Origin of the sequence: Pseudomonas sp. JUb42 (assembly GCF_024807945.1) — a bacterium.
Classification (GTDB): domain Bacteria; phylum Pseudomonadota; class Gammaproteobacteria; order Pseudomonadales; family Pseudomonadaceae; genus Aquipseudomonas.
Map to the genome: position 1 here is coordinate 191,951 of NZ_JANUFD010000008.1, position 24,430 is coordinate 216,380.

Annotated in this window: 23 protein-coding genes; 14 read left to right on the forward strand and 9 right to left on the reverse strand. The window is 62.2% G+C overall.

Annotated features, from left to right (window positions below; translation table 11 throughout):
• Window positions 1–169 precede the first annotated feature (169 nt).
• The 3 genes from M2401_RS17640 to M2401_RS17650 all read left to right on the forward strand — a co-directional run bounded on the left by M2401_RS17640 (window position 170) and on the right by M2401_RS17650 (window position 4,002).
• Window positions 170–1,819, forward strand: a complete 1,650-nt coding sequence (locus tag M2401_RS17640) for an acyl-CoA dehydrogenase family protein (protein WP_259104730.1) — start codon at window positions 170–172, stop codon at window positions 1,817–1,819.
• 24 nt (window positions 1,820–1,843) lie between these two features.
• On the forward strand, window positions 1,844–3,316 hold the full coding sequence (gene amn / locus M2401_RS17645; protein WP_259104731.1) for an AMP nucleosidase: 1,473 nt from the start codon (window positions 1,844–1,846) through the stop codon (window positions 3,314–3,316).
• A gap of 62 nt (window positions 3,317–3,378) precedes the next feature.
• On the forward strand, window positions 3,379–4,002 hold the full coding sequence (locus M2401_RS17650) for a pseudouridine synthase (RefSeq protein ID WP_259104732.1): 624 nt from the start codon (window positions 3,379–3,381) through the stop codon (window positions 4,000–4,002).
• Here the strand turns inward: M2401_RS17650 and M2401_RS17655 are convergent, their stop codons facing one another.
• From M2401_RS17655 to M2401_RS34335, 3 genes are all read right to left on the reverse strand, one after another.
• Entirely contained in the window at window positions 4,003–4,209 is a 207-nt protein-coding gene (locus M2401_RS17655; protein ID WP_259104734.1) for a DUF2788 domain-containing protein, read from the reverse strand.
• 224 nt (window positions 4,210–4,433) lie between these two features.
• Window positions 4,434–4,913 (reverse strand): Lrp/AsnC family transcriptional regulator, encoded by a 480-nt coding sequence (locus tag M2401_RS17660; RefSeq protein WP_259104736.1) that lies wholly within the window; start codon window positions 4,911–4,913, stop codon window positions 4,434–4,436.
• Window positions 4,914–5,313: 400 nt separating this feature from the next.
• On the reverse strand, window positions 5,314–5,865 hold the full coding sequence (locus tag M2401_RS34335) for a hypothetical protein (protein ID WP_310504135.1): 552 nt from the start codon (window positions 5,863–5,865) through the stop codon (window positions 5,314–5,316).
• A 33-nt stretch (window positions 5,866–5,898) separates the two neighbouring features.
• Between M2401_RS34335 and M2401_RS34340 the strand changes: the two genes are divergently transcribed.
• Window positions 5,899–6,549 (forward strand): DUF6515 family protein, encoded by a 651-nt coding sequence (locus M2401_RS34340; protein ID WP_310504136.1) that lies wholly within the window; start codon window positions 5,899–5,901, stop codon window positions 6,547–6,549.
• Here the strand turns inward: M2401_RS34340 and M2401_RS17670 are convergent.
• The gene (locus tag M2401_RS17670; RefSeq protein WP_259104739.1) at window positions 6,542–7,438 is read right to left on the reverse strand and encodes a cation diffusion facilitator family transporter; all 897 of its coding nucleotides are present in this window, start codon (window positions 7,436–7,438) and stop codon (window positions 6,542–6,544) included. The genes M2401_RS34340 and M2401_RS17670 overlap by 8 nt on opposite strands.
• Window positions 7,439–7,456: 18 nt before the next feature.
• Complete coding sequence (locus M2401_RS17675) at window positions 7,457–7,876, reverse strand: polyribonucleotide nucleotidyltransferase (RefSeq protein ID WP_259104740.1); 420 nt, start codon at window positions 7,874–7,876, stop codon at window positions 7,457–7,459.
• Between the two features lie 362 nt (window positions 7,877–8,238).
• Here M2401_RS17675 and hrpB point away from each other — a divergent pair, with 362 nt between their 5' ends.
• Window positions 8,239–10,773, forward strand: coding sequence for an ATP-dependent helicase HrpB (gene hrpB / locus M2401_RS17680; protein ID WP_259104741.1), 2,535 nt, complete (start codon window positions 8,239–8,241; stop codon window positions 10,771–10,773).
• A gap of 287 nt (window positions 10,774–11,060) precedes the next feature.
• Here the strand turns inward: hrpB and M2401_RS17685 are convergent, their stop codons facing one another.
• Both M2401_RS17685 and M2401_RS17690 read right to left on the reverse strand, forming a co-directional pair.
• Window positions 11,061–12,149 (reverse strand): endonuclease/exonuclease/phosphatase family protein, encoded by a 1,089-nt coding sequence (locus tag M2401_RS17685; protein ID WP_259104743.1) that lies wholly within the window; start codon window positions 12,147–12,149, stop codon window positions 11,061–11,063.
• 67 nt (window positions 12,150–12,216) lie between these two features.
• Complete coding sequence (locus M2401_RS17690; protein ID WP_259104744.1) at window positions 12,217–12,879, reverse strand: YciC family protein; 663 nt, start codon at window positions 12,877–12,879, stop codon at window positions 12,217–12,219.
• Window positions 12,880–13,095: 216 nt separating this feature from the next.
• Between M2401_RS17690 and M2401_RS17695 the strand changes: the two genes are divergently transcribed.
• From M2401_RS17695 to M2401_RS17715, 5 genes are all read left to right on the forward strand, one after another.
• Entirely contained in the window at window positions 13,096–13,836 is a 741-nt protein-coding gene (locus M2401_RS17695) for a DUF2076 domain-containing protein (RefSeq protein WP_259104745.1), read from the forward strand.
• 225 nt (window positions 13,837–14,061) lie between these two features.
• Entirely contained in the window at window positions 14,062–14,541 is a 480-nt protein-coding gene (locus M2401_RS17700) for an NYN domain-containing protein (RefSeq protein ID WP_259104746.1), read from the forward strand.
• A 48-nt stretch (window positions 14,542–14,589) separates the two neighbouring features.
• A complete protein-coding gene (locus M2401_RS17705) occupies window positions 14,590–15,201 on the forward strand; it encodes a PolC-type DNA polymerase III (protein ID WP_259104940.1) in 612 nt (203 codons plus the stop codon).
• A 110-nt stretch (window positions 15,202–15,311) separates the two neighbouring features.
• A complete protein-coding gene (gene yedA / locus M2401_RS17710) occupies window positions 15,312–16,202 on the forward strand; it encodes a drug/metabolite exporter YedA (protein WP_259104747.1) in 891 nt (296 codons plus the stop codon).
• A 77-nt stretch (window positions 16,203–16,279) separates the two neighbouring features.
• A complete protein-coding gene (locus M2401_RS17715) occupies window positions 16,280–17,614 on the forward strand; it encodes a DEAD/DEAH box helicase (protein WP_259104748.1) in 1,335 nt (444 codons plus the stop codon).
• 141 nt (window positions 17,615–17,755) lie between these two features.
• Here M2401_RS17715 and M2401_RS17720 read toward each other — a convergent pair whose 3' ends face one another.
• Window positions 17,756–19,003, reverse strand: a complete 1,248-nt coding sequence (locus M2401_RS17720) for a TIGR03862 family flavoprotein (RefSeq protein WP_259104749.1) — start codon at window positions 19,001–19,003, stop codon at window positions 17,756–17,758.
• Window positions 19,004–19,184: 181 nt separating this feature from the next.
• On the reverse strand, window positions 19,185–20,102 hold the full coding sequence (locus M2401_RS17725) for a histone deacetylase (protein ID WP_259104750.1): 918 nt from the start codon (window positions 20,100–20,102) through the stop codon (window positions 19,185–19,187).
• 125 nt (window positions 20,103–20,227) lie between these two features.
• Between M2401_RS17725 and M2401_RS17730 the strand changes: the two genes are divergently transcribed.
• The 4 genes from M2401_RS17730 to M2401_RS17745 all read left to right on the forward strand — a co-directional run bounded on the left by M2401_RS17730 (window position 20,228) and on the right by M2401_RS17745 (window position 24,418).
• A complete protein-coding gene (locus M2401_RS17730; protein ID WP_259104751.1) occupies window positions 20,228–20,797 on the forward strand; it encodes a GNAT family N-acetyltransferase in 570 nt (189 codons plus the stop codon).
• A gap of 127 nt (window positions 20,798–20,924) precedes the next feature.
• Complete coding sequence (gene tesB / locus M2401_RS17735) at window positions 20,925–21,794, forward strand: acyl-CoA thioesterase II (RefSeq protein ID WP_259104753.1); 870 nt, start codon at window positions 20,925–20,927, stop codon at window positions 21,792–21,794.
• Complete coding sequence (locus M2401_RS17740) at window positions 21,791–22,399, forward strand: HAD family hydrolase (protein ID WP_259104756.1); 609 nt, start codon at window positions 21,791–21,793, stop codon at window positions 22,397–22,399. The genes tesB and M2401_RS17740 overlap by 4 nt, the downstream gene beginning before the upstream one ends.
• 498 nt (window positions 22,400–22,897) lie before the next feature.
• Complete coding sequence (locus M2401_RS17745) at window positions 22,898–24,418, forward strand: collagen-like triple helix repeat-containing protein (protein ID WP_310504130.1); 1,521 nt, start codon at window positions 22,898–22,900, stop codon at window positions 24,416–24,418.
• Window positions 24,419–24,430 lie beyond the last annotated feature (12 nt).

Below are 24,430 nucleotides of genomic sequence, written 5' to 3' on the forward strand. Positions count from 1 at the left end.
ACCGCTTTCGCAGCCTTTGGCAGCTCCTACAGGTCATCCTGGGCATCTGGGCCGGATTCAAGCGCCGTGCAACTTCAATAACCCCCTCTACTTCGTCCTGAATGGCACTTTTTAATGCCATCCGCCCATGCTTCACTTCGACTCTTGCCGAATCGCCAGGAGAACCGCCATGAACCTGCATCAATTCGCCGAAACCCACGAAGTCACCAACCAGCCGCCGTCACTGGACGGCCTGAACCTGTGGCGCGCCGATCTGCCGTTGCAGGCCTGGACCCAGCGTTTCGGTGCCGGTTGGGCGAGTTCGCGGATCGATGCCTACGGTGCTCTGGCCGGTGGCCCGTTGATGGAGGCGGGGTTCCTGGCCAATCAGAACAAGCCGGTCTTTGCCAGCCATGACCGCTATGGCCATCGCATCGATCTGATCGAATTTCATCCGGCCTATCACCAGTTGATGAGGGCGGCGGTCGAGCATGGCATCCCGTCCCTGCCCTGGACCGACCCGCAGCCCGGCGCCCATGTTGCTCGCGCCGCCATGAGTTATATGCACAGCCAGGCCGAAGCGGGCAGCGGTTGCCCCCTGACCATGACCTTCGCCAGCGTCCCGGCCCTGCGCCTGCAACCGGACCTGGCCGAGATCTGGCTGCCGAAAATCCTCGCCCGCGAATACGACCCGCGCAATGTCGGCATCGAACACAAAGGCGGCGCGACTATCGGCATGGCCATGACCGAGAAGCAGGGCGGCACCGACGTTCGCGCCAATACCACCAAGGCCTGGCCGGTGGGCGCGGGTGGGCCGGGGCAGGCCTATGAGCTGGTCGGACACAAATGGTTCTGCTCGGCGCCGATGTGCGATGCCTTCCTCACCCTGGCCCAGACCGATAAGGGCCTGACCTGCTTCCTGCTGCCGCGTCATCGCCCCGACGGCAGCCGCAACGAGTTCTATATCCAGCGTTTGAAAAACAAACTGGGCAACTGGTCCAACGCCTCCAGCGAGGTGGAGTTTCGCGGCGCCCTGGCCTGGATGATCGGCGAAGAAGGCCGCGGCGTACCGACCATCATCGAGATGGTGGCCATGACCCGCTTCGACTGCATGATCGGTTCCAGTGCCCTGATGCGCCAGGCTCTGACCCAGGCCACCCACCATTGCGCCCATCGCCAGGTCGGCGGGCGGCTGCTCAGCGAACAGCCCTTGATGCAGAACGTCCTCGCCGACCTGGCCCTGGAAAGCGAAGCGGCCCTGGCCTTGAGCCTGCGCATGGGCCGAGCGCTGGATCATCTGGATGACTCCCACGAAGCACGCTTTACCCGGTTGGTCACGGCGGTGGGCAAGTACTGGATCTGCAAACGGGCGCCCGCCATGATCAACGAAGCCGCCGAGTGCATGGGCGGTGCCGGTTACGTCGAAGACAGCATCCTGCCGAGGCTGTATCGCGAGGCGCCGGTCAACTCGACCTGGGAAGGCTCCGGCAATGTGCAGTGCCTCGACGTGCTGCGCGCCTTGTCCAAGGAGCCCGGCGTGCTCGATGCCTTGTTCGATGAGCTGGGCGACGGCCATGGCGACCGGCGTCTGGCTGCGCATATCGGCCATTTGAAAGCGGCATTCAAGGACACCGGCGATATCCAGTACCGCGCCCGTCAGCTGACTGAAGACATCGCCCTGGCCTTGCAGGCCAAATTGCTGCTGGAGGCGGGGAAGGCCTGCGTCAGCGACGGCTTTATCGCCGGACGTCTGGGTGAGGGTGGGCGGGTATATGGCGCATTGCCACGAGGTGTCGATGTCGAAGCGTTGGTGGCGCGGGCTTTGCCGCAGGTGGCATGATGAGGGCCTGCAAGATCAGACAGGATGCGTAACGTGACCGAAGCTTTTGTTGTCGTTGAAACCGCCGAGCAAGCCGTGGACCGGCTTGCCGAGCTGCATGACCGTGGGACCAAGGCCCTGAGCCAGGCCCTCAAGCGCTATCTGAAAGACCGTGTCGAACCCGATGCCGAGCAGCGTGCGCTGTTTCGTTATCCTGAATTGCGCCTGACCTACGTCGCTCATGGCGAAGTGCCTACGACCACACGGGCCTACGCCAAGGTGCAGTTGCCCGGTACTTACAGCGTCACCGTGACCCACCCCGCAGCCTTCCGCAAATACCTGCTGGAACAGCTGCGCCCGCTGATGAATGATTTCACCGTCACGGTCGAAGTCGGCGTCAGCGAGCAGAATATTCCGTACCCCTACGTGGTTGAGCAGGGCGATGAACTGGCTGGCTCCGGCGTCACGGCTGCCGCCCTGGCCCGGGTTTTCCCAAGCACCGATTTGTCCGCCGCCACCGATGGCATCGCCGACGGTCTGTACGACTGGGCCAACACCGACCCGCTGCCCCTGGCCTTGTTTGACGCCGCGCGGGTGGATTTCTCCCTGCGCCGTCTGGTGCATTACACCGGCAGCGACTGGCGCCATGTGCAGCCGTGGATCCTGCTGACCAACTACCACCGCTACGTCGACCAGTTCATCCTCCACGGCCTTGAACAGTTGCGTGAAGATCCGCGATTTATCCGCATGGTCCTGCCGGGCAACGTCGTGGTCGACAAGAGCATGGACAACGGCGAAGCCCAGGCCATCGTCGCCGGCGTGGTCTGGCACCGCTACCAGATGCCCGCCTATCACCTGATCGCCGAAGACGGTCACGGCGTGACTCTGGTGAACATTGGCGTCGGCCCGTCCAACGCCAAGAACATCACCGACCACCTGGCCGTGCTGCGTCCGCATTGCTGGCTGATGATCGGTCACTGCGGCGGCCTGCGCCAATCCCAGACCATCGGCGACTACGTGCTGGCCCACGCCTACATGCGTCGCGACGGCATTCTTGATCGGGTCCTGCCGCCGAATATCCCGATTCCGGCCCTGGCCGAAGTGCAACTGGCCTTGCAAGAGTCTGCAGCGCAGATCACCGGCGAGCGTGGCGATGAGCTGAAAAAACGCCTGCGTACCGGCACCGTTTTGACTTACGACGACCGCAACTGGGAGCTGCGCTGGGCCCAGGAGCGTCCGCTGATCAATCTGTCCCGCGCCGTGGCCGTGGATATGGAAAGCGGCACCATCGCGGCCCAGGGTTATCGCCTGCGCGTGCCGTATGGCACCTTGCTTTGTGTCTCGGACAAGCCGCTGCACAGCGAAATCAAGCTGCCGGGCTCGGCCAACGCATTCTACGAGCGTGCGGTCAGCCAGCACTTGAAGATCGGTATCGCCGCCCTGGACCTGTTGCGTGCACAGCTGAACTCGTTGCACTCACGCAAACTGCGCAGTTTCGACGAGCCGCCGTTCCGTTGATTGCCAGCTAGAGAGAGGGCCACTACAGTGGCCCTCTTTGTTTGCAATGATCCGAAACGCCCATGTCCCGCATCCAACGCCCCGCTCCCCGTCGCCCTGCTGCCGCCGCCCCTCGTCGCGTTGCCAAGGCCCCGCCTGCCGAACCCCGGCTGATCCTGTTCAACAAACCCTTCGATGTGCTGACGCAATTCAGCGACGGCGAAGGGCGGGCGACACTCAAGGACTTTATCGAGATCCCCGGCATCTACCCGGCCGGGCGTCTGGATCGTGACAGCGAAGGTCTGTTGCTGCTGACCAATGACGGCCAGTTACAGGCGCGGATTGCCGATCCCAGGCACAAACTGGCCAAAACCTATTGGGTGCAGGTCGAGGGCGAGCCCAGCGAACAACAGCTTCAGCAATTGCGCGATGGCGTCGAACTGAACGATGGCCCGACACTGCCCGCCCAGGCGCGACAGTTGGACGAACCCGAGCTGTGGCCGCGTAACCCGCCGGTGCGTTTTCGCAAAAGCGTGCCGACGAGTTGGCTGGAATTGATCATCAAGGAGGGGCGCAACCGTCAGGTGCGGCGTATGACCGCCGCCGTGGGCCTGCCAACGCTGCGGCTGGTGAGGGTCAGGATCGGCGATTGGAGTATCGAAGGACTGGATCAGGGGCAGTGGCGGGAAGTACCGGCGAAACTGTGATCAGTGGCCGGATTCGATCCAGGCGATCACCACGCTTTTGATGACGAAGGCGAACACTCCCAGGCCCAGGGCGAAGAACAGGATAAAAGTGCCGAACTTGCCGGCCTTGGACTTCTTCGCCAGATCCCAGACGATAAAGCCCATGAAGCCGATCAGGACCGTGACCAGGATGGTCATCATCCATTCTTCGAAAACCGCAGGATCCATCACCCATCTCCGCTGGCGAAATGCGCGGCAATTATAGGCGCTTGCGCATAATCGGTGCCTGCGGCTGATGTACGCAGGGTGGGGTATTGAAAATGCCTGATCCGTTGGAGCCGGGCTTGCCCGCTAAGAGGGCGGGACACTCGATACATCTTCATGGCCTGGAATACTGCTTTCGCGGGCAAGCCTCGCTCCCACAAGGCCTTATTTCAATCCTGCCTTGCGCGTTAGGTACGCAAATGCGTCAACGGCAATTCCGTGCTCGCCAGGACTTGATTGAGCACAAAGCTCGAACGTACGCTGGTCACACCCTCGATGCGGGTCAGGTGGCCGAGCAGCAGTTTCTGGTAATGATCCATGTCCGCCACCACCACCTTGAGCTGGTAGTCGGCATCCATGCCGGTGACCAGGCTGCATTCCAGCACCTGGGGCAGGTTGCGGATCTGTTGTTCGAAGTGCTCGAAACGCTCTGGCGTATGCCGGTCCATGCCGATCAGCACGTAGGCCGTCAGGCTCAGGCCAAGCTTCTTGCGATCCAGCAGCGCGACCTGGCGGACAATATAGCCGTCGTCTTCCAGCTGCTTGACCCGCCGCGAGCAGGGCGATGGCGACAGGCCGATACGCTCGGCCAGTTCCTGATTGGAAATGCGGGCATCACGCTGCAATTCCGCCAAAATGCTCAAGTCATATCTGTCGAGTTTGCTCACGAGATTCCCCTTTATTGGTTCGATTGCGCTGAATTATTTATCTTTGGGTAAAAATTGCGCAAGTGCTATTTCATTGAGCAATATTCGCAATCCGCTGCCGCACGCAAAAGCCTATTCTTTTTCACAGAATCACTGCCCGGACACAGCGTCCAGCGCGGCCCGCCGAATCAGGCCAGCCGCAACCGCCAACCCCAAAGAGTTGGGCAGGTTACCGGGCTACATACTGTCCAGAAGACGGCATGAGGTGAGCCGACGCCAGAAGCGTTGAGCCAGGACGAAATTCCCAAAGGGGGCCAGACGTGGCCCCCTTTTTCTTTATCTGTACGCTTTGTTCGTGACACCGCTTGCGGCCTGCTAGAGTGCGGCGAACGACGCACCATTCGTGCAGTCCAACCCCTATCTATTGTCGTTTGGCAGTGAGGCAAGCATGAAATCGGGCATCTGGCAGTTGGCCGGTGTAACTCTCTTGTGTATGAGCGTCGCTGCTCAGGCACTGGCGGACGATCGCGACGATTCCCATCGTCAGGATCAACTGCGTGGCGAGCGTCGCGAGCAGAACAATAACGCGCAGCAACAGCAGCAGCGCCAACAGCAGCAACAACAAAACCAGCAGCAACAGATCCAGCGCCAGCAACAACAGCAGGTGCAGCAGGTCCAGCAAAACCAGGAACGGCAGATTCAGCAGCAACAGAATCAGCAGCGCCAGGTCGAGCGCCAGCAACAGCAGCAAATCCAGCAGAATCAGCAAAACCAGCAGCGCCAGATTCAGGAACAACAGAATCAGCAGCGTCAGGTTGAACGCCAGCAACAGCAGCAGATTCAGCAGAACCAGCGCAATCAACAGCGGCAGATCCAGGAACAGCAGAACCAGCAGCGCCAGAACGAACGCCAGCAGGCGCAGCAACGCCAGAACAATCTGCCGATCCAGGGCGGCCCGCGCGAAGCCTGGCAGACTCAGCCACCGCGCCAGGGCGATTACCGGGATATCCCGCGCAATAACAATAACTACCGGCCCAATGATCATTGGCCAGGACGCCCCGACGGCCATGGCAATGGCTGGGGGCCTGGCCCGCAGTATCGACCGGGTTACGAGATCGACCGGGTGCCGGGCGGCTACTCGCGCATTCCGTATCGCGGCCAGGACTACTTCTATTCAGGCGGCTATTGGTATCGCCCACAGGGCCCACGCTATGTCGTCGTGACCCCGCCCTACGGTGCGCGCGTGCGCAGCCTGCCGTCCTACTCCAGTGAGGTTTGGGTAGGCGGCGCGCTGTTGTTCCTTGCGGCCGGCACCTACTACGCGTATCAGGCCGATACCCAGGATTATGTCGTCGCCGCTCCGCCGCCCGGTGCCGATCAGGGCTACGCCCCAGCGCCGCAGCAAATTCAGCAGCAGCCGGTACAACAGGGGCAGCAGCCGGGGACGCAGTACGATCCCCAGTTCTCCACGGTCAACGGTCAGAGCCAGGAGCAGATGGGCCAGGATCGTTACGAGTGCTACAGCCTGTCGGTGCAACAGACCGGCCTGGACCCGGCCAATGTCACCTATCAGCCGGATCCGAGCCTGATTGACGCCTATCGCCGCTCGATGACCGACTGCCTGCTCAAGCGCGGTTACAGCGTCAACTTCAACTGACGACGGGCTTGATCACCACTTCCTGAGGGTCGGCGTGCACCAGCACTTCGGCCTTCGGGTATTCACGGTTGATCGCTTCGGCGGCGCGGTCGCACAGACCGTGGGCCACCGACAGGGTCAAATCCCCCGGCAACTCCAGATGCAACTGCACGAACCAGTGGTTGCCGGAAATGCGCGTGCGCAAGTCATGGGCGCCGAGTACGCCGGGCACGCTGCGCGCCAGTTCCAGCATACGCGCGCTGACGTCTACGGGCAGTTCTTCATCCATCAGTACCGACACGGTTTCCTTGGCGATGGAGAAGGCGCTCCAGAGGATATAAACAGCGATCCCCAGGCCAAACCAGGCATCCAGTTGCTGCCAGCCAAACCAGGCCAGCACCAGCGCGCACAAGATGCTGATATTGAGCAACAGATCGGAGCGATAGTGCAGGGAATCTGCGCGGATTGCCGCCGATCCTGTTTCCTTGACCACCCGATGTTGCAGGGCCAGCAGGCCTACGGTCAGGGCGATGGAAAACAGGATCACAATGATGCCCAGGCCCGGCGCGGTCAGCGGCTCGGGATGCTGGATGCGCTCGACTGCCTGAAACCCGATCAGGAACGCACTCACCGCAATGAACAGCGCCTGGGCCATGCCCGACAGCGCCTCGGCCTTGCCGTGCCCGTAACGGTGATCGTCGTCAGCGGGGCGCAGGGCATAGTGCACCGCCAACAGATTGAGAAACGAGGCGGCGCCATCAAGCAGCGAGTCGGTCAATCCGGCCAACAGGCTGACGGACCCACTCAGCCACCACGCCACGGCCTTGGCAATGATCAGAATACTGGCGACGGCCAGGGACGACCGGGTTGCAAGGTGCAACAGGCGAGCGTGTTCAGGACTGGTGCTCATGACGCTTCCTTACAAGGCTCAGGCCGAGGGCGACAGACCGAACATGGCCAGTTGTTGCACGCTGCCCTTGTGCTGGATCAGGCGCGGATCGTCCAGCGGCAGGCTGCGGCCCAGCTCGGTTTTGAGGATGGCCTGCAACTTGACGTTATCGACACTGCCGTCGGCATTGATCGCCGGTTGCAGTTTTTGCGGATCAACTTGGGATGTCTGATTGTTGGGGAAATAGATGGCACCGGTGGTGAAGTCGATGCCGAAGGCGATCAGGCCGGGGATGATATAGAACAGCAGGCCGATGGCGTCGAACGCGGCAATCGCCGGGTCGATATGGCCGTCGATCTGGCCACGGCGTTCAGGATAGAAAATGCTGCCGCAAGCGGTCAATTGAGCAAGCAGGGTGGCGACCAGCACGCCGCCGAGGACACGGGATTGAATGCGCATGAAAAGCTCCTGATGAACGAAAGAACGCCAATATACAAGCAAGGTTAAGACTGTGGGTGATTGCCCGTTGTTCAAGTGACTCCGTAGAAGATCTCGACCCGTCTTCGGTACCATGTAGTCGTGTAGCAAACCCTCCAGCTGGGCTGGGAGCAAATCTTGTGGTAGCGAATTCATTCGCGAACAGGCCGGTACATCCGACGAATTTGTATCGTCTGAAATACCGCTTTCGCGAATGAATTCGCTCCCACAGAGTACTTGTGATTCGGTAGGGAACGCGTTGTTTGATAAGCGCCGCCCCTTGCAGCAGTTCTGGGAGTGATCAAGCAGGCCTCGTATACTCTGCGGCCAGCCCTGGAGCCTGCATGATTTCTCTACCCATCGACGCCGTTCTACCGCAGTTGCGTGACGCCCTGGCGACGCGCCATGAAGCCGTGCTCGAAGCGCCCCCCGGCGCCGGCAAGACCACCCGTGTGCCCCTGGCCCTGTTGCACGAGCCCTGGTTGGCCGGGCAAAAGATTCTCATGCTCGAACCCCGGCGCCTGGCGGCCCGGGCGGCGGCTGAGCGGCTGGCGTCGGAGCTGGGTGAGAAGGTCGGGGAAACCGTCGGCTACCGCATTCGCCTTGAAAGCAGAGTAGGCCCGAATACCCGCATCGAAGTGGTCACCGAAGGCATCCTCACTCGCCGATTGCAGGACGACCCCGCACTGGAAGGCGTGGGGTTGCTGATTTTCGATGAGTTTCACGAACGCAGCCTCGATGCCGATCTTGCCCTGGCCCTGAGCCTCAACGGCCGAGAGCTGCTGCGCGATGATCAACCGCTGAAAATCCTGCTGATGTCAGCGACCCTGGAAGGCGAGCGCCTGTCGACCTTGCTCGACGACGCCCCAGTGATCCGCAGCGAAGGCCGCATGTATCCGGTGAGCATGCAGTGGGGGCGGCCGTTTCAGCCGGGAGAATTCATCGAGCCGCGCGTGGTGCAGACCGTCCTCGATGCCTTGAATGATCAGACTGGCAGCCTGTTGGTATTCCTGCCGGGGCAGGCCGAGATCCGCCGGGTCAATCAACAGCTGGCCGAGGCGTTGGGCGAGGGCAGCAATGTCATGCTTTGCCCGCTACATGGCGAACTGGACTTGAACGCGCAACGTGCGGCCATCGAGCCTGCGCCCGTCGGCAAGCGCAAAGTGGTGCTGGCGACCAATATCGCCGAGACCAGCCTGACCATCGACGGTGTGCGCGTGGTGATCGACGCCGGGCTGGCCCGGGTGCCGCGCTTCGACCCTGGCAGTGGCATGACCCGCCTGGATACTCAACGCATCTCCCGCGCCAGCGCAACCCAGCGTGCCGGTCGCGCCGGGCGCCTGGAGCCGGGGGTGTGCTATCGCCTGTGGTCCGAAGGCCAGCATGAGCAACTGGCCGCTTATGGCGCTGCAGAAATCCTGCAGGCCGATCTGGCCGGGCTGGCCCTGCAATTGGCGCGTTGGGGCGTGGCGCCGGGGCAACTGATCTGGCTGGATATCCCGCCCGCAGCCGCTTATGCACAAGCACAGGATCTGCTCGGGCGCCTGGGTGCCCTGAGTGGCAAGCCGGGCGCCGAGCGCAAACTGACTCCCCATGGTCAGGCCATGGCCGAACTGCCAGCCCATCCGCGCATCGCCCATCTGCTGCTGCGCGGTCAGGCGCTGGGGTTGGGCAGTTTGGCCTGTGATGTGGCGGCGCTGTTGGGCGAGCGCGATATCCTGCGCGGCGCCGGTGCCGACCTGCATAGCCGCCTCAATCTGCTGTCCGGCAGCGAACGTGCCGGACGCGGCGGGCAGGGTGGTGTGCAGCGGGCCAAACAACTGGCCCGGCAATACCGCAGCTACTTGCGTGGAGCGGCCAACGAAGCGGTCAGCGATCCGGATCACCCGCGCTGGCTCGGCGCGCTGCTGGCCCTGGCTTATCCCGATCGTGTCGCTCAGCAACGCCGTGAGGGCGGCGCCGAATACCGTCTGGCGAATGGCCGCGCAGCGCTGTTTGGCGAAGTCGATGCGCTGATGAAAGAGCCCTGGCTGGTGGTCGCCGACCTGGGCAGCCGCCAGGGCCAGCGCGAAGAGCGCATCTACCTGGCCGCTGAGTTCGATCCGCTGCTGTTCGAGTCGGTATTGGCTGAGCAGGTGGTCATTCTCGACCAGCTGGATTGGGATGAACGCGAAGGCGTATTGCGCGCCGAACGCCAGCGGCGGGTCGGCGAACTGATCCTCAGCCGCGAACCCTTGCCCGGTCTCGACGACGCCGCCCGAGGCCAGGCACTGCTCGGGCTGGTGCGCCGCAAAGGTCTGGAACTGCTGCCCTGGACCCCGGAACTGCGCCAGTGGCAGGCCCGGGTCGGCCTGCTGCGCCAGCTTGATTTACACAAGCAAGCCAGCAGCGAGTGGCCTGACGTCCGCGACGCTGCGCTGCTCGACAGTCTGGAAAGCTGGCTGCTGCCCTACATTGGCAAAGTCTCGCGCCTGAGCCACTTCGGCAACCTCGACCTGTCCTCGATCCTGCACAACCTGCTGCCCTGGCCGTTGCCGCAACGCCTGGAAGAACAGGCGCCGCACCATATCAGCGTACCGTCCGGGTCTTCGATCCGCCTGGACTACAGCGAACACCCGCCGATCCTCGCCGTACGCCTGCAAGAACTCTTCGGCCTGGCCGATACCCCGTGCATCGCCGGCGGCCGCCAGATCGTCAAGCTGCACCTGCTCTCCCCGGCCCGCCGCCCGGTGCAAGTCACCCAGGACCTGGCCAGCTTCTGGCGCACGACCTATGCCGAGGTGAAGAAGGATTTGAAAGGGCGTTATCCCAAGCATTATTGGCCGGATGATCCGTTGGTGGCGGAGGCGACGGCGCGGATCAAGCCGCGTAAGGCCTGAGGCGGTGGTATGGCAAATATGGGTTTGTTGGAGCGAGGCTTGCCCGCGAAGATGTCAGCACATTCACTACATATACTGCGCTGATACATACCCAATAACCGAAAATCAGTGGAAGCGAATTCATTCGCGAAGTGCGATTTCAGACGATGCAAATGCCTCGGACGTACAGGCCTCTTCGCGAATGAATTCGCTCCCACACGATTTGCCTCCTGCCCCGATTAGTGTTTGCTGCGTGACAGCGCGGCGTCGTAGACGGGCGGGATCTCCCACAGTATTTGCTCCTGCGGTTACGGCGTTCCCGGCAACAAAAACCTTCCAACCAACGGCAAGTGATTGGATATCAACAAGGTGTCCTCACGCCTCACCCTGGCATCAATACGCTTGAGCAGCGGGCTGTAGAACAGGTAATCCAGGGTGCGGTCCGGGCCGTTGACCCGTGGGTCGTTGGGGAAGTGGGTCAGCCACTGTTCGCGGTCTATGCCGCTGGCTTCGTCGTTGCTGGGGATCATCGGGTATTTGTCCCAGAGCAGGTGCAGGTCGCTGTCGGCTGAGTAGCGGCGGCGCTGTTCCGGGGGCAGGCGCTGGTATTGGCTCAGGGGCAATTGGTTGAAGTCGCCGCCGATCAGCCAGGGCGTGCCGTTGCTTTCCAGTTTGTCGAGCAGGCCGACGGTCATCTGGATTTGTTGCAGCGGCGTGTCGTCGTCGAGGGTGAAGGTATTCAGGTGAGTATTGATGACTGCCAGTTCCCGACCGTCGCCTAAAGGCAGGTAGCTGACCAGCAGGGCGCGTTTGGGGCGGAACTGCCGGCTGATGGGGTCGGTGGCGAGGATCGGCAGTTGCAGGCGTTCGGCGTGATTGATGCGGTAGCGGCTCAGGGTCGCCAGTTTCATGCCGACGCTGCCCATGATGTGGCGGTTCGGTACGAAATCGGCCTTCCAGTAGAAAGCTTCGGTGCTGCATGGGTATAGATCGACGACCCGCTCCTGCAAAAGGGCCAACTGGTTCTGGTAGTCGGTGCTCTTGGCACCGTCGTTGACCTCCTGTAGCAGGACGATATCCGGCTGCTCGTCGCGAACGACCCGGGCCACTTCGTCGAGGTTGAAGGCGGTGTCTTCCGGGGTAGGACGCTCATCGGTGCCGCTGCCGTCCGCCAGGTCGTACCAGAATACGTAGCGCTTGCCGCCCAGGTACTGGATGTTCCAGGTCATGACTTTCAGCGCCTGCCCCGGCACCAGGGGCGGCGCCTGCGTCTCGGCACTGCAACTGACCGGCAGTTTTTCGCGATTGGCCGGGTGCCAGGTCAAGCTGTAGATCGCAGCCCCGGACAGGCCGAGTAATAGCAGCACAAGCAGGACGTAACGGGGTAGTCGGGGCATCGGCTCATGGCTGTTCGCGGACTATTAGTGGCTCGAGCATAGCCCAGTCGAGCCGCGATGACAGCCCTCAGGCGTTGGCCGGTGGCTCGGTGATCAGCATGAACAGGCGGAACATCACCACACTGGTGAACAGTTGCAGGAAGCTGCTGGTGCTGTCGATGAGCAGGGTGACCACGGCATTCTGCGGGTCTGGCAGGATCATCAGGCTGAAGCGGCCCAGCAGTACCAGGGGCAGATAGACGCACAACAGGCAGACCAGGATCTGCACGAAATGGCCACGGGTCAGCACCGCGCTCTGGCGCATGGCCGCCAGTGGCGTCAGGCCACGCAGTACCAGCAGGTACTCGGCAAAGGCCAGTTTGATCATGATCCACACGCCGGGCAGGATAAACAGTGACAGCCCGGCCATGATCAGCAAGGTGCTCATGGCCGACAGCAGGGCGAAGGTCGGCCACAGGCGCAGGGCCAGTGCCAGCAGATCGCGTTTGCGCGGCGTGTCGCCGTGGCTGCGGGCGTCGAGAAACAGGATCAGTGCGCCGGTGTAGAGCGGGTAGAACAGCAGGCCGATGATCACTTCATAAACGCTGGCGGCGTTGTCCGACACGTTGCTGTCGAGCACTTCCTTGGTCAGGGCTTCGAGGGCGACCAGTGGCAGGCAAAGCACGATGATGCTGGCCAGGTTGCGCCGGGAAAAATACAGGGCGTCACGAATAACGTTCAGCGGGTTCATGGGCTTCCGGTCAAAGGCTATAAAAAAGCGGCTGGACACTTTAGCCCATGGCCTGTGCCGAACCAAGGACAACGGTCCTTGAGGCTGCGTGTGGCATGGGCCTTCTTAACTTTTTATTTAACCTATTGAAAGGCCCCGCCACGGCCCCATTACCCCGGTGACACAGGGCCATTTTGACCCTGCGACGATTTCCAACGGCAATCTAACGAGGTCGCCATGAATAGCGAAGAGCAAACCCTGATCGATGGTCTTTTCTCGAAACTGAAAAGTGCCGAAGCCGCTTCAGCCCCCCGGGACGCCCAAGCGGAAGCGCGGATCAAGGAGCATCTCAGCCAACAGCCTGCTGCCCCGTATTACATGACCCAGGCGATCCTGGTGCAGGAAGTGGCGGTCAATAAGCTCAACCAGCAGATCCGTGATTTGCAGGCGCAGTTGCAGCAGGCCCGTGCCCAGGCTCAGCCGGCCCCGGCCCAGAGCGGTGGTTTCCTGTCGAGCATCTTTGGTGGCGGTTCATCGCAGCCGCAAGCCCCTGCGCCTCAGCCGTCCTCCGGCGGCTGGCGCGATGGCCCGGCGAGTCCACCGCCTCAAGCCAATTACGCCGCACCACCACCGCAACAGCAGGCTGCGGCCCCGGCTGCACCCTTTGGCAGCGGCTTCCTCGGCGGCGCGCTGAAAACCGCAGCGGGCGTGGCCGGTGGTGTGATGCTAGCCGAAGGTATCAGCAGCCTGTTCCACCACAACAGTCAGCCTCAGGAGATTGTTGAAATCATCGAGCAACAACCGAGTCAGGCCAGCGACGCTGGCTTTGGCAACGGTGGCGGTGGTTGGGGCGACGAGAGCCAGCGGGTCAGCAACAACGACTCGTGGGGCGGCGGCAATGGCGGCGGTTTTGCCGACAGCGGCTACGACAGCAATGATGGCGGCGGTTTCATGGATGATGACGATTCGTTTGTCTGAGTTCCTGATTTCGAGGTAAATCCTTGTGGGAGCGGATTCATCCGCGAAGGCGGCATTCCAGTCGATAGAAATGCATTGGATGTATTGGCCTCTTCGCGAATGAATTCGCTCCCACAACTCGCTCTCGGTGTCTTCCCGATGGCATCATCATTCTCCTGCAACATCCTCAAACTGGCATACTGGGCGTCGATTCCGCTCCGGGATCCTGCTTCATGAGGATGTGCGGTGAAGAAGATTGCGGTATTTGCCGATGTACAAAACCTGTATTACACCGTGCGCCAGGCCCATGGCTGTCACTTCAACTATGCGGCGCTGTGGGCTGATATCAGCCAGCGCGGGCAGATAGTCGAAGCCTATGCCTACGCCATCGACCGTGGCGACAGTAAACAGCAGCAGTTCCAGCAAATCCTTCGCAACCTGGGGTTTATCGTCAAGCTCAAGCCATACATCCAGCGCAGCGACGGCTCGGCCAAGGGCGATTGGGATGTGGGCATCACCATCGATATCATGGACGTCGCGCCTCAGGTCGATGAAGTGGTGCTGGCCTCCGGTGATGGCGATTTCGACATGTTGCTTGAGCGCATCATCGCCAAGCATGGCGTCGAAGCCGTGGCTTATGGCGTGCCCGGCCTCACCGCCAACTCGCTGATCCGCGCCGCCAGTCGTTATGTGCCCATCGAAGGTGCGTTGCTGCTGAAAAACTGACGTTCGCGTCTGTCTTGTATTTGCCTGCCAGGAAGGTTTTACCCCGTGTTGGAACGTATTGCGGTCATCGACTTTGAAACCACGGGCATGTCCCCGAACATGGGCTGCCGGGCGACGGAAATCGCCGTGGTGATCATGGAACAGGGGCGTATCGTCGAGCGTTACCAGAGCCTGATGAATGCCGGTGTGCGCATCCCCGGCTTTATCGAAAGCCTGACCGGCATCAGCAACGCCATGCTGCGCAGCGCACCGCCCGCCGCCCAGGTCATGCAGGAAGTCGCCGAGTTCGTCGGCGCGACGCCTCTGGTGGCGCATAACGCTTCCTTCGACCAGAAGTTCTGGGACGACGAACTGGCCCGCATCCAGCGCCAGCGCGTGCAGGCCTTTGCCTGTTCCATGCTGCTGGCCCGTCGCCTGATGCCGGAAGCACCCAACCACAAGCTCGGCACCCTGACCCGGTTTGCCGGCCTGCCCGATACCGGCAAGGCGCACCGGGCCATGGCCGATGCGGAAATGGCCGCCAACCTGATCGGCCACCTGGCCCTGCAACTGCGCCAGACCCATGGTCTGAGCGAAGTGTCCCATCCGCTGCTGTGTTCGCTGCAGAAGGTCCCGGCGGCGAAGATTCGCGAGACGCTCAAGCGTCATCGTGGTGCCTGAATCACTGCAACACCCGTAGGAGCGGCTTTAGCCGCGAGGGCGCCCTCCCGGCTAAAGCCGGTCCTACAGTCCGTCTTCCTTATAAAAATAACTGTCGATCCGAGTCTTCCATGCCTTCTGCCCGCCGCTTTCCCTTGCTGCTCATCGGTGCCTTTTTTGCCTTGTACGTAATCTGGGGATCGACCTATCTGGTCATCCGCATCGGTATCGAAACCTGGCCGCCCCTGTTGCTGGCCGGTTCGCGTTTCACCATCGCCGGGACCCTGCTGTATGCCGTGCTGCGCTTTCGTGGCGTGCCGTCGCCGACCTGGCAGCAATGGCGTGCGGCGGGGATGATCGGCTTTTTGCTGCTGGTCTGCGGCAATGGCGGCGTCAGCCTGGCCGAGCATGCCGGGGTCGCGTCGGGCGTCGCTGCGCTGTCGGTGGCGGTGGTGCCGCTGTTCACCCTGATCTGCGGGCTGTTCTGGGGCCATCGCAATACCGGTCTGGAATGGGCGGGGATTCTGCTTGGTCTGGTCGGCATGATCCTGCTCAACCTCGGCTCCAATTTGCAGGCCAGCCCCTATGGCGCGGCGCTGGTAATCTTCGCGGCGGCGACCTGGGCTTTCGGTTCGGTGTGGAGCCGCTACCTGCCGTTGCCCGCAGGGCCCATGGCCAGTGCGGCGGAAATGATTGTCGCCGGCGTGGTGATGCTGGCGGGCAGTGCGCTGATAGGCGAGCACATGGAGCATTCGCCGGGCGTCGCCGGCTGGGCGGCGTTGGCCTATCTGGTGGTGTTCGGCTCCATCGTTGCGTTCAGCGCCTACATGTACCTGCTGAAAAACGTACGTCCGGCGGCGGCCACCAGCTATGCCTACGTCAACCCCGTGGTGGCGGTGCTCCTGGGTATTGTCTTCGCCGACGAACACATCGGCATGGCGGAAAGCGTGGCGATGACGGTGATTATCAGTGCCGTGGTGCTGATCGGCCTGCCTCAGTGGCGCAAACCCAAGACCGTCTGAGTCGGGCGGGCGCAGGCTAGACAAGGTAATATGGCGCCCATTGCTTCAATGCGCTGAATTTTCCTGACGGTATTACCATGACTTTCGCCTCCCTCGGCCTGATCGACCCCCTGCTGCGCGCCCTTGATGCGCTCGGCTACCAGACTCCGACTCCTGTTCAGGCCCAGGCCATTCCACCGGTCCTGGCCGGGCGTGACCTGATGGCCGCGGCCCAGACCGGCACCGGCAAGACCGCCGGTTTCGCCCTGCCGCTGCTGCAACGCCTGACCATGGAAGGCCCGAAAGTGGCCGCCAACTCAGTGCGTTCGCTGATCCTGGTGCCGACCCGCGAGTTGGCCGAACAAGTCCACGAAGCCATCCGTCAGTACGCCGAACACCTGCCCCTAAGCACTTACGCCGTGTATGGCGGAGTCAGCATCAACCCGCAGATGATGAAGTTGCGCCGTGGTGTCGATGTGCTGGTCGCGACGCCGGGCCGTTTGCTGGATCTGCATCGGCAGAACGCGGTCAAGTTCAATCAGGTCGAGACTCTGATCCTCGACGAAGCAGACCGCATGCTCGACCTGGGCTTCTCCGAAGAGCTGCGCAGTGTCTATGCCGCGCTGCCGAAGAAGCGCCAGACCCTGCTGTTCTCGGCGACTTTCTCTGACGCCATTCGCCAGTTGGCGACCCTGATGCTCGATAACCCCCTGAGCATCGAGGTCAGCCCGCGCAACGTGGCGGCGGCGTCGGTCAAGCAGTGGGTGGTGACGGTCGACAAGAAGCGCAAGCCCGAGTTGTTCATCCACCTGCTCAAGCGTCTGCGCTGGAGTCAGGTGCTGGTGTTCGCCAAGACCCGTAACGGCGTCGATCAACTGGTCGAACGCCTGCAGGGTCTGGGCATCAACGCCGACGGCATCCATGGCGACAAGCCCCAGGCCACTCGCCAGCGCGCCCTGGATCGCTTCAAGCTGCGTGAAGTGCAGATTCTGGTCGCCACCGACGTCGCCGCCCGCGGCCTGGATATCGACGACCTGCCGACCGTGGTCAACTTCGACCTGCCCATCGTCGCCGAAGACTACGTCCACCGCATTGGCCGTACCGGTCGTGCCGGTCTGACCGGGGAAGCGATTTCCCTGGTGTGTGCCGATGAAGTGGAGCTGTTGGCTGCCATTGAAGTGCTGACCCGTCAGACCTTGCGGCGCGAAGACGAGCAGGGCTTCGAACCCGAGCACCGTGTCCCCGAGACCGATGCCAGCGGGCAGATCCTGAAAAAGCCGAAGAAACCGAAAAAGCCCAAGACCGGCGGTGGCGGCAAGCGCAACCTCGGCAAATGGGTCGACAGCGGCGAAGTCGAACCTCAGGCCCCGGTGGCCAAGCCGGTGCGCAAAGTGCCGGTGTTCAACACCGGGCCGCGTAAGCGTAAGCCTTGATGGAACTGCGCTGAAATATCCGTTAGGTGCGAATCTGTGGGAGCGAATTCATTCGCGAAGAGGCCAGTACATCCAATGCACTTCTATCGCCTGGAATGCCGTCTTCGCGGATGAATCCGCTCCCACAATGATTCCCCCCATTCACGTCATTGTACGTTCGCGCAACCACTCTGCCACACCCAACCCCGCTATTCGCCCACTGGCAAAACACCCGGTCAGCAGATAACCGCCGGTCGGTGCTTCCCAATCGAGCATTTCTCCGGCGCAGAACACGCCCGGCAGGTTTTTCAGCATCAGACGCTCGTCCAGTGCGGCGAAGCTGACGCCTCCGGCGGTGCTGATGGCCTCGTCCAGCGGGCGAGTTCTGATCAGGGTCAGGGGCAGGGCCTTGATCGCCTGGGCCAGGCGCGCCGGGTCGCTGAAGGTGGCGGCGTCGGCCAGTTCGCGCAGCAACGCCGCCTTGATCCCGTCGATGCCTAACTGGCTGTGCAGGTGCTTGGCCATGGAGCGCGAGCCGCGGGGTTTGTGCAGGGCTTTTTCGACGGCGGCCAGGGGCTTGTTCGGCAGCAGGTCGATGCTGACGGTTGACGAGCTGTCACGGTTGATCTGCTCGCGTATCGGCGCCGACAGCGCATAGATCAGGCTGCCTTCGATGCCGGTTTCGGTGACCACGCATTCGCCCAGGCGTAGCGTCTGGCCTTGCAGACCGATGGCGACGTTTTTCAGCGGTGCCCCGGCAAACTTGCTGCGCAGCAGCTCGCTCCAGCCGGTCACTTCGAACCCGCAATTGCTCGGCTGCAACGGTGCGATCTCGACTGCGCGTTGTTGCAGCCACGGTCGCCAGGCGCCATCGGAACCCAGACGTGCCCAACTGGCGCCACCGAGGGCCAGCAGGGTCGCGTCAGGCTTGATTGCCAGTTCGCCATCGGGATGAGCGATACGCAGGCTGCCATTGTCATTCCAGCCCAGCCAGCGATGCCGTGTATGAATATTTACACCGGCTTCGCGCAGGCGTTTGAGCCAGGCACGCAGCAGCGGCGCGGCCTTCATATCAGTCGGGAAGACGCGTCCGGAGCTGCCGACAAAGGTCTGGATGCCCAGCTCATGAATCCACTGGCACAACGCCTCGGCGCCAAAGCTGCGCAGCCACGGCGCAACCTGGGGCGCGCGCTCGGCGTAGCGCGAGAGAAAGGCCGGGTAGGCTTCGGAATGGGTGATATTCATGCCGCCGACCCCGGCCAGCAGGAACTTGCGGCCCACCGAAGGCATGCCATCGTAGACATCCACTTGCAGGCCTGCCTGACTCAAGACCTCGGCCGCCATCAACCCGGCAGGGCCGCCGCCGATAATGGCGATGGAGGGGCGGGGCGTCAGAGCAGGCTGGGACATGGCGGGATGATCGAAGGCAGTGGGGGTGGGGCATTCTACCTGATGGGTGATTTTGGTGTGGGAGCCGCCTTGGTAGCGACCGAGTGCGCAGCGCTCGCAATAGCTTCAGTGATTGATCTGGCCTCATCGCCAGCAAGCCGGCTCCCACAAATATCATTCCATGACAAATTGATGTGGATTATTACAACCCCTCCGACAGCCAAACCCGCTGCGCACTGTGATGCAGTATCCCGTGGCGCCGCGCCAATGCTTCGCGGTCTTTGCTATAGCCGCCGCCAATCACGCCCATGACCGGGATATCCCGGCCCAGGCAATGACGCATCACTGCCTCGTCGCGGGCGGCGACTCCGGCATCGGTCAGGCGCAGGTAGCCCAGGGCATCGTCCTGATGCACATCGACGCCGGCGTCATACAGCACCAGGTCCGGCTGATAGAGCGGCAGCAGGTAATTGAGGGTTTCGTTGACCACCTGCAGATAGTCGGCGTCGCCCATGCCCATGGGCAGCGGGATGTCCCAGTCGCTTGTGGCCTTGCGTGCCGGAAAGTTCTTTTCGCAATGCAGGGATACGGTGATGGCGTCTTCGGTATCGGCGAGGATCCGCGCCGTGCCATCGCCCTGATGCACATCACAATCGAAGATCAGTATCTTGCCGACCCGGCCGCTTTGCAGCAGATAGTGGCTGATAATGGCCAGGTCGTTGAAGATGCAGAAGCCCGCCGGGTAGTCATAGTGGGCATGGTGGGTGCCGCCCGCCAGATGGCAGGCCAGGCCATGTTGCAGGGCCTGCTCGGCGGTCAGCAGCGAGCCGCCCACGGCACGCACCGTACGTCGCGCCAGATCTTCGCTCCAGGGCAGGCCGAGGCGGCGCTGGTCCTCGCGGGACAGGTCGCCGTCCATGTAGCGGCGGATATAGCCGGGGTCATGGGCCAGGGCGAGAATGTCGTCCGGGCAAACCTCTGGACGAAGCAATTGAACATCCGTGGTCAGGCCGCTGTCGATCAAGTGGTCGCGCAGCAAACGGAACTTGTCCATCGGGAAGCGATGGTCGGGCGGGAACGCGGGACTGTAGTCGTCGTGGTAGATCAGTGGCAGGGACATTTGGCGTGCAGGGCAGGGACGAAGGCTGATCTTGCCAGCATTGGCAGACAACGCACAGCCTTTAGCGAAATCACCGCGCTACACTTGCCCGCACACACTCACTGGCCGGTTATGGGAGCAAACCGATGGAGCCGATACTCAGACTCGACAGTGCGCGATTGGTGATGCGCCAGTGGCGGGATGATGATTTACCGGCATTCGCCAAGATGTGTGCCGACCCCCAGGTCATGCGCTACTTTCCGGAGCCTATGACCCGCCTGGAAAGCGCCGCACTGATCGGGCGCATACGCGGGCACTTCGCTGAACTGGGCTTTGGCTTGTGGGCACTGGAGCGCAAGGACTCCGGAGCCTTCATCGGCTTTACCGGGCTCGGCGTAGTGGGCTTCGAGGCACCTTTCGCCCCGGCCGTGGAAATCGGCTGGCGCCTGGCTCGGGAGCATTGGGGCTATGGCTATGCCAGTGAAGCGGCCTGGACTGCGCTGGGTGCCGGTTTCGAGCGCCTGGGGCTGGACGAAATCGTCTCCTTTACCGCGCAAGCCAACGAACCGTCGCAGAAAGTCATGCAGGCCATCGGCATGCAGCGCGATGGCGAAAATGATTTCCAGCACCCGAATGTTCCTGAGGGGCACCCCTTGCGGCCCCATGTGCTGTATCGGATTACTCGCGAACAATGGCTGAACACCCTGCAAGCTTGATCGGGATCGTGGCGCTAAATTCTGTATGATTTCGCCATGAGTTGCGCAGGCACATGCCCCGTCAGAGGCGACCCTGCGCTAAATGTCGATTGCCGCCTGTGCGTGTGCGGCTGAGCGAGGATGGGCCATGAGCCAAGTGTTGGATGATCTGGTTGACCTGTTGGCGCTGGAGTCGATCGAAGAAAACCTGTTCCGCGGTCGCAGCCAGGACCTGGGCTTTCGTCAACTGTTTGGCGGCCAGGTGCTGGGCCAATCGCTGTCGGCGGCCAGTCAGACCGTAGAAGACGAACGCCATGTGCATTCGTTGCACGGTTACTTCCTGCGCCCGGGTGATGCCCAGTTGCCGGTGGTTTATCAGGTTGACCGGGTACGCGATGGCGGCAGTTTCAGCACGCGTCGGGTCAGTGCGATTCAGAAAGGCCAGCCGATCTTTACCTGCAGCGCGTCGTTCCAGTACGACGAGGGCGGGATGGAGCATCAGACGCAAATGCCGCAAGTGGTCGGCCCGGAAAACCTGCCATCGGAGCAGGAACTGTTCCGCCTGCGCGCCGAGCAGATTCCCGAGCGCTTGCGCGACAAGCTGCTGTGCCCCAAGCCCATCGAGTTCCGCCCGGTCACGGTTACCGACCCGTACAACCCGCAGCCCGGCGAACCGGTCAAATATGTGTGGTTCCGCGCCGATGGCAGCCTCGCCGATATCCCGGCCCTGCACAAATACCTGCTGGCCTATGCCTCGGACTTCAATCTGCTGACCACCTCCCTGCTGCCCCACGGCAAGTCGGTCTGGCAGAAGGACATGCAGATCGCCAGCCTCGACCATTCCCTGTGGTTTCACGGTGACCTGCGCGCCGATGACTGGCTGCTTTACGCCATGGACAGCCCCTGGGCGGGCAACTCCCGTGGGTTCTCCCGTGGCAGCGTGTACAACCGCGCCGGGCAACTGGTGGCGTCGGTGAGTCAGGAAGGGCTGATCCGCCATCGCAAGGATTGGGCATGAGCGCGTCCCGGCGCTTGAGTGATATCCGCCACTGGGTGTTCGACATGGACGGCACCCTGACAGTGGCCGCCCATGATTTTCCGGCGATCAAACGGGTGCTGGGCATTGCTCAGGAGGAAGACATTCTCGGTCATCTGGCCGCACTGCCTGCCGAGGAATCGGCCGCCAAACACGCCTGGTTGCTTGATCACGAACGCGAACTGGCGCTGGCCTCGCAACCGGCGCCGGGTGCCGTGGAACTGGTCCGGGACCTGGCCGGACGCGGCTATCGCCTGGGTATCCTGACCCGCAACGCCCGCTCCCTGGCCCATATCACCCTCCAAGCCATCGGCCTGGCCGACTGTTTTGCCGTGGACGACGTGCTGGGCCGCGACGAAGCCCCGCCCAAGCCTGACCCTGGCGGGCTGCTGCATCTGGCGGCGAACTGGCAGGTCGAGCCTGCGAACATGGTCATGATTGGCGACTACCGCTACGACCTCGACTGCGGCCGCGCAGCCGGGGCGTACACCATCCTCGTCAACCTGCCGGAAAATCCCTGGCCGGAGTTGACCGACAGCTATGCGCTGGATTGTCAGGTGTTGCGCACGATGTTGGCTGACACATAAAAGGGATCGCGCCCGTCTTCAATGCGCCAAACACCGAACCATAGGACCGGCTTTAGCCAGGTGGGCGCTCTCGTGGCTGAAGCCGCTCCTACAGGGTTAGTGTGTTTGTTCAGTTGGCCTAGTTTCTCAAGTAGTTGATTATTAAAGTCTTTATCCTCCGTTAAAGCCTCCGGATTGCCCCGCTATAAAACCGACTAATACCAAGTTGTGAATTGCATGAGTGCTGTCAAAAGGATGTCATGGATCCAGGACAGAGAGCGGCTACTCGGATGAGGCTCTCGGATAATCAGACGGTGGACGGATTCGCTCATGAATACTCACGGAATGCTTCGGGCAAGTACTGCGTTGGCTTTGGTTATGGCGGTTTGCCTTGGTGGTTGCAGCAGCGGCGGTGGAGGATCGAAAAGTCACGTGGATTCAGCGTCGCCGACTTCAACGTCGGCAACGGATGGTTCGGGATCCGGCACAGGGTCGGGCTCTGAAACGGCAACTGATGGCGTGGCGGGCAGTGATGGCTCGGGCGGCATCGGGGTCATTCCGGATACTGGCGGCTCAATGGCCGGTGGTGGCGGCACCGGGACTGGGACCGGTACCGGCGGCGGTGGTACGGGTGGCGGCACAGGCGGTGGTGGCAGTACCACTACTCCTACGACGCCCACTACGCCAGTGCGCACCAACGCACGCTTCGCTACCGCCAACACCAGTTCTTCCAGCGGTGATGTACTGGGGCAATTGGGCGATACGGTGGTTGGCATTGGTGGCACCTTGTCGGGCATGTCCCTGGCGGGTAATACCGACCTGACTGGTGGTGCTGGCGGGTTGGTCGCTTCGGTGGGCTTTGCCACCAACAGCCTCGGCAGCGGCCTGACCGACGGCTTGGGTACTCTGGGCACCGACAGCAATGCACTGGGCGTGACCCTGTCCAGCGTCGGCACGGCTACTGGCGATCTTGGCGGCGGCGTTTCCTCACTGGGCAAGGGTGTGTCGGCCTTTGCCGCAAACTCGCAGATTGAACAGGTGCCATTGGTGGGCACAGTGGTTGGCAAGGTCGGCGATGTAGTCGATGGCGTCGGCCAGAAAGTCACCATGCTCGGCGACACCCTCAGCACCGCCACTACCAGCGGGCCTTTGGGTTCGACCACACAAGCTGTTGGCAGCCGTCTGGTGCCGGTGGTGGCCATGCTCGAATCGACCACAACCAAAGTGGGTGATGCCACAGGGCTTGGTGCGCCAGTGAGTGGTGCGCTGCAACAGATTCAAGGTGCGTTGAACAATGCCGGATCGCGGGTGGGTTCTGACCTGAACAACCCGACCATGGTCGGCCTGGGCGGCACGCTGGCCGGGTTGGGTAACGTAGCCGGTGCAGCCGGGGGTTATCTGGCCGCTGGCACCGGCGCACCGCTGCCAATCGGTGGTGGCACCGGCGGTGGCGCAGGTCTGCCGGGTGTACCGGGCGTGCCGGGTATTGGCGGCGTCGGCCTGATAGAAAGCGTCGGCGGCTTGGTGGCCGGTGCAGGTAACGGCCTGAATGCAGGCAGCAGCAACGGCGTGCTCAGCGCGGCAGGCATCAACGGCGGTGCAATCGGCCAGACCGTGGCTTCCCTGGGCACAGTGGTCGGTGGCAGCGGCGTCGCCAATACCTCCATCGCGGCTCCGGTGACCGCCCTGACCACCAGCGTCGGTGCAGCGGTAACGCCAGTGGTCAGCGGCGTCGCCGGTCTGACTCAGCAAGTGGGCGCGGCCACGGGCATCGGCGCACCGGTCAACGGTTTGCTGAGCCAGGTGGGCGGCGCGGTCAATAACATCGGTACCCAGGTGACGGCCAGCAGCAGTAATCCGGTGGCCGGTGCAGTGGGTACAACGGTCAGCAGTGTCGGTAACACCGTGGCGCAAGTCGGCGGTCTGGTTACGGGTGCCGGTGGCGCGGCAACAGGTCTCGGCGGGGTGCTGGGTGTTGTAGGTGGTAGCTTGGGTGGCGGCAGTGGTATCGGCAGTGGTTTGCTGAATAGCCGTAAGTAGGTTCGCTGTAGT

Bases quoted from the DNA above. Each gene is read 5' to 3' on its own strand.
- M2401_RS17640 (WP_259104730.1), top strand. From the start codon at position 170: ATGAACCTGCATCAATTCGCCGAAACCCACGAAGTCACCAACCAGCCG.
- M2401_RS17685 (WP_259104743.1), bottom strand. From the start codon at position 12,149: ATGCCCCGACTACCCCGTTACGTCCTGCTTGTGCTGCTATTACTCGGC.
- M2401_RS17715 (WP_259104748.1), top strand. From the start codon at position 16,280: ATGACTTTCGCCTCCCTCGGCCTGATCGACCCCCTGCTGCGCGCCCTT.
- M2401_RS17695 (WP_259104745.1), top strand. From the start codon at position 13,096: ATGAATAGCGAAGAGCAAACCCTGATCGATGGTCTTTTCTCGAAACTG.
- hrpB (WP_259104741.1), top strand. From the start codon at position 8,239: ATGATTTCTCTACCCATCGACGCCGTTCTACCGCAGTTGCGTGACGCC.
- M2401_RS17730 (WP_259104751.1), top strand. From the start codon at position 20,228: ATGGAGCCGATACTCAGACTCGACAGTGCGCGATTGGTGATGCGCCAG.
- M2401_RS17650 (WP_259104732.1), top strand. From the start codon at position 3,379: ATGTCCCGCATCCAACGCCCCGCTCCCCGTCGCCCTGCTGCCGCCGCC.
- M2401_RS17690 (WP_259104744.1), bottom strand. From the start codon at position 12,879: ATGAACCCGCTGAACGTTATTCGTGACGCCCTGTATTTTTCCCGGCGC.
- M2401_RS17675 (WP_259104740.1), bottom strand. From the start codon at position 7,876: ATGCGCATTCAATCCCGTGTCCTCGGCGGCGTGCTGGTCGCCACCCTG.
- M2401_RS17720 (WP_259104749.1), bottom strand. From the start codon at position 19,003: ATGTCCCAGCCTGCTCTGACGCCCCGCCCCTCCATCGCCATTATCGGC.
- tesB (WP_259104753.1), top strand. From the start codon at position 20,925: ATGAGCCAAGTGTTGGATGATCTGGTTGACCTGTTGGCGCTGGAGTCG.
- yedA (WP_259104747.1), top strand. From the start codon at position 15,312: ATGCCTTCTGCCCGCCGCTTTCCCTTGCTGCTCATCGGTGCCTTTTTT.
- amn (WP_259104731.1), top strand. From the start codon at position 1,844: ATGCGTAACGTGACCGAAGCTTTTGTTGTCGTTGAAACCGCCGAGCAA.
- M2401_RS17655 (WP_259104734.1), bottom strand. From the start codon at position 4,209: ATGGATCCTGCGGTTTTCGAAGAATGGATGATGACCATCCTGGTCACG.
- M2401_RS17740 (WP_259104756.1), top strand. From the start codon at position 21,791: ATGAGCGCGTCCCGGCGCTTGAGTGATATCCGCCACTGGGTGTTCGAC.
- M2401_RS17725 (WP_259104750.1), bottom strand. From the start codon at position 20,102: ATGTCCCTGCCACTGATCTACCACGACGACTACAGTCCCGCGTTCCCG.
- M2401_RS17670 (WP_259104739.1), bottom strand. From the start codon at position 7,438: ATGAGCACCAGTCCTGAACACGCTCGCCTGTTGCACCTTGCAACCCGG.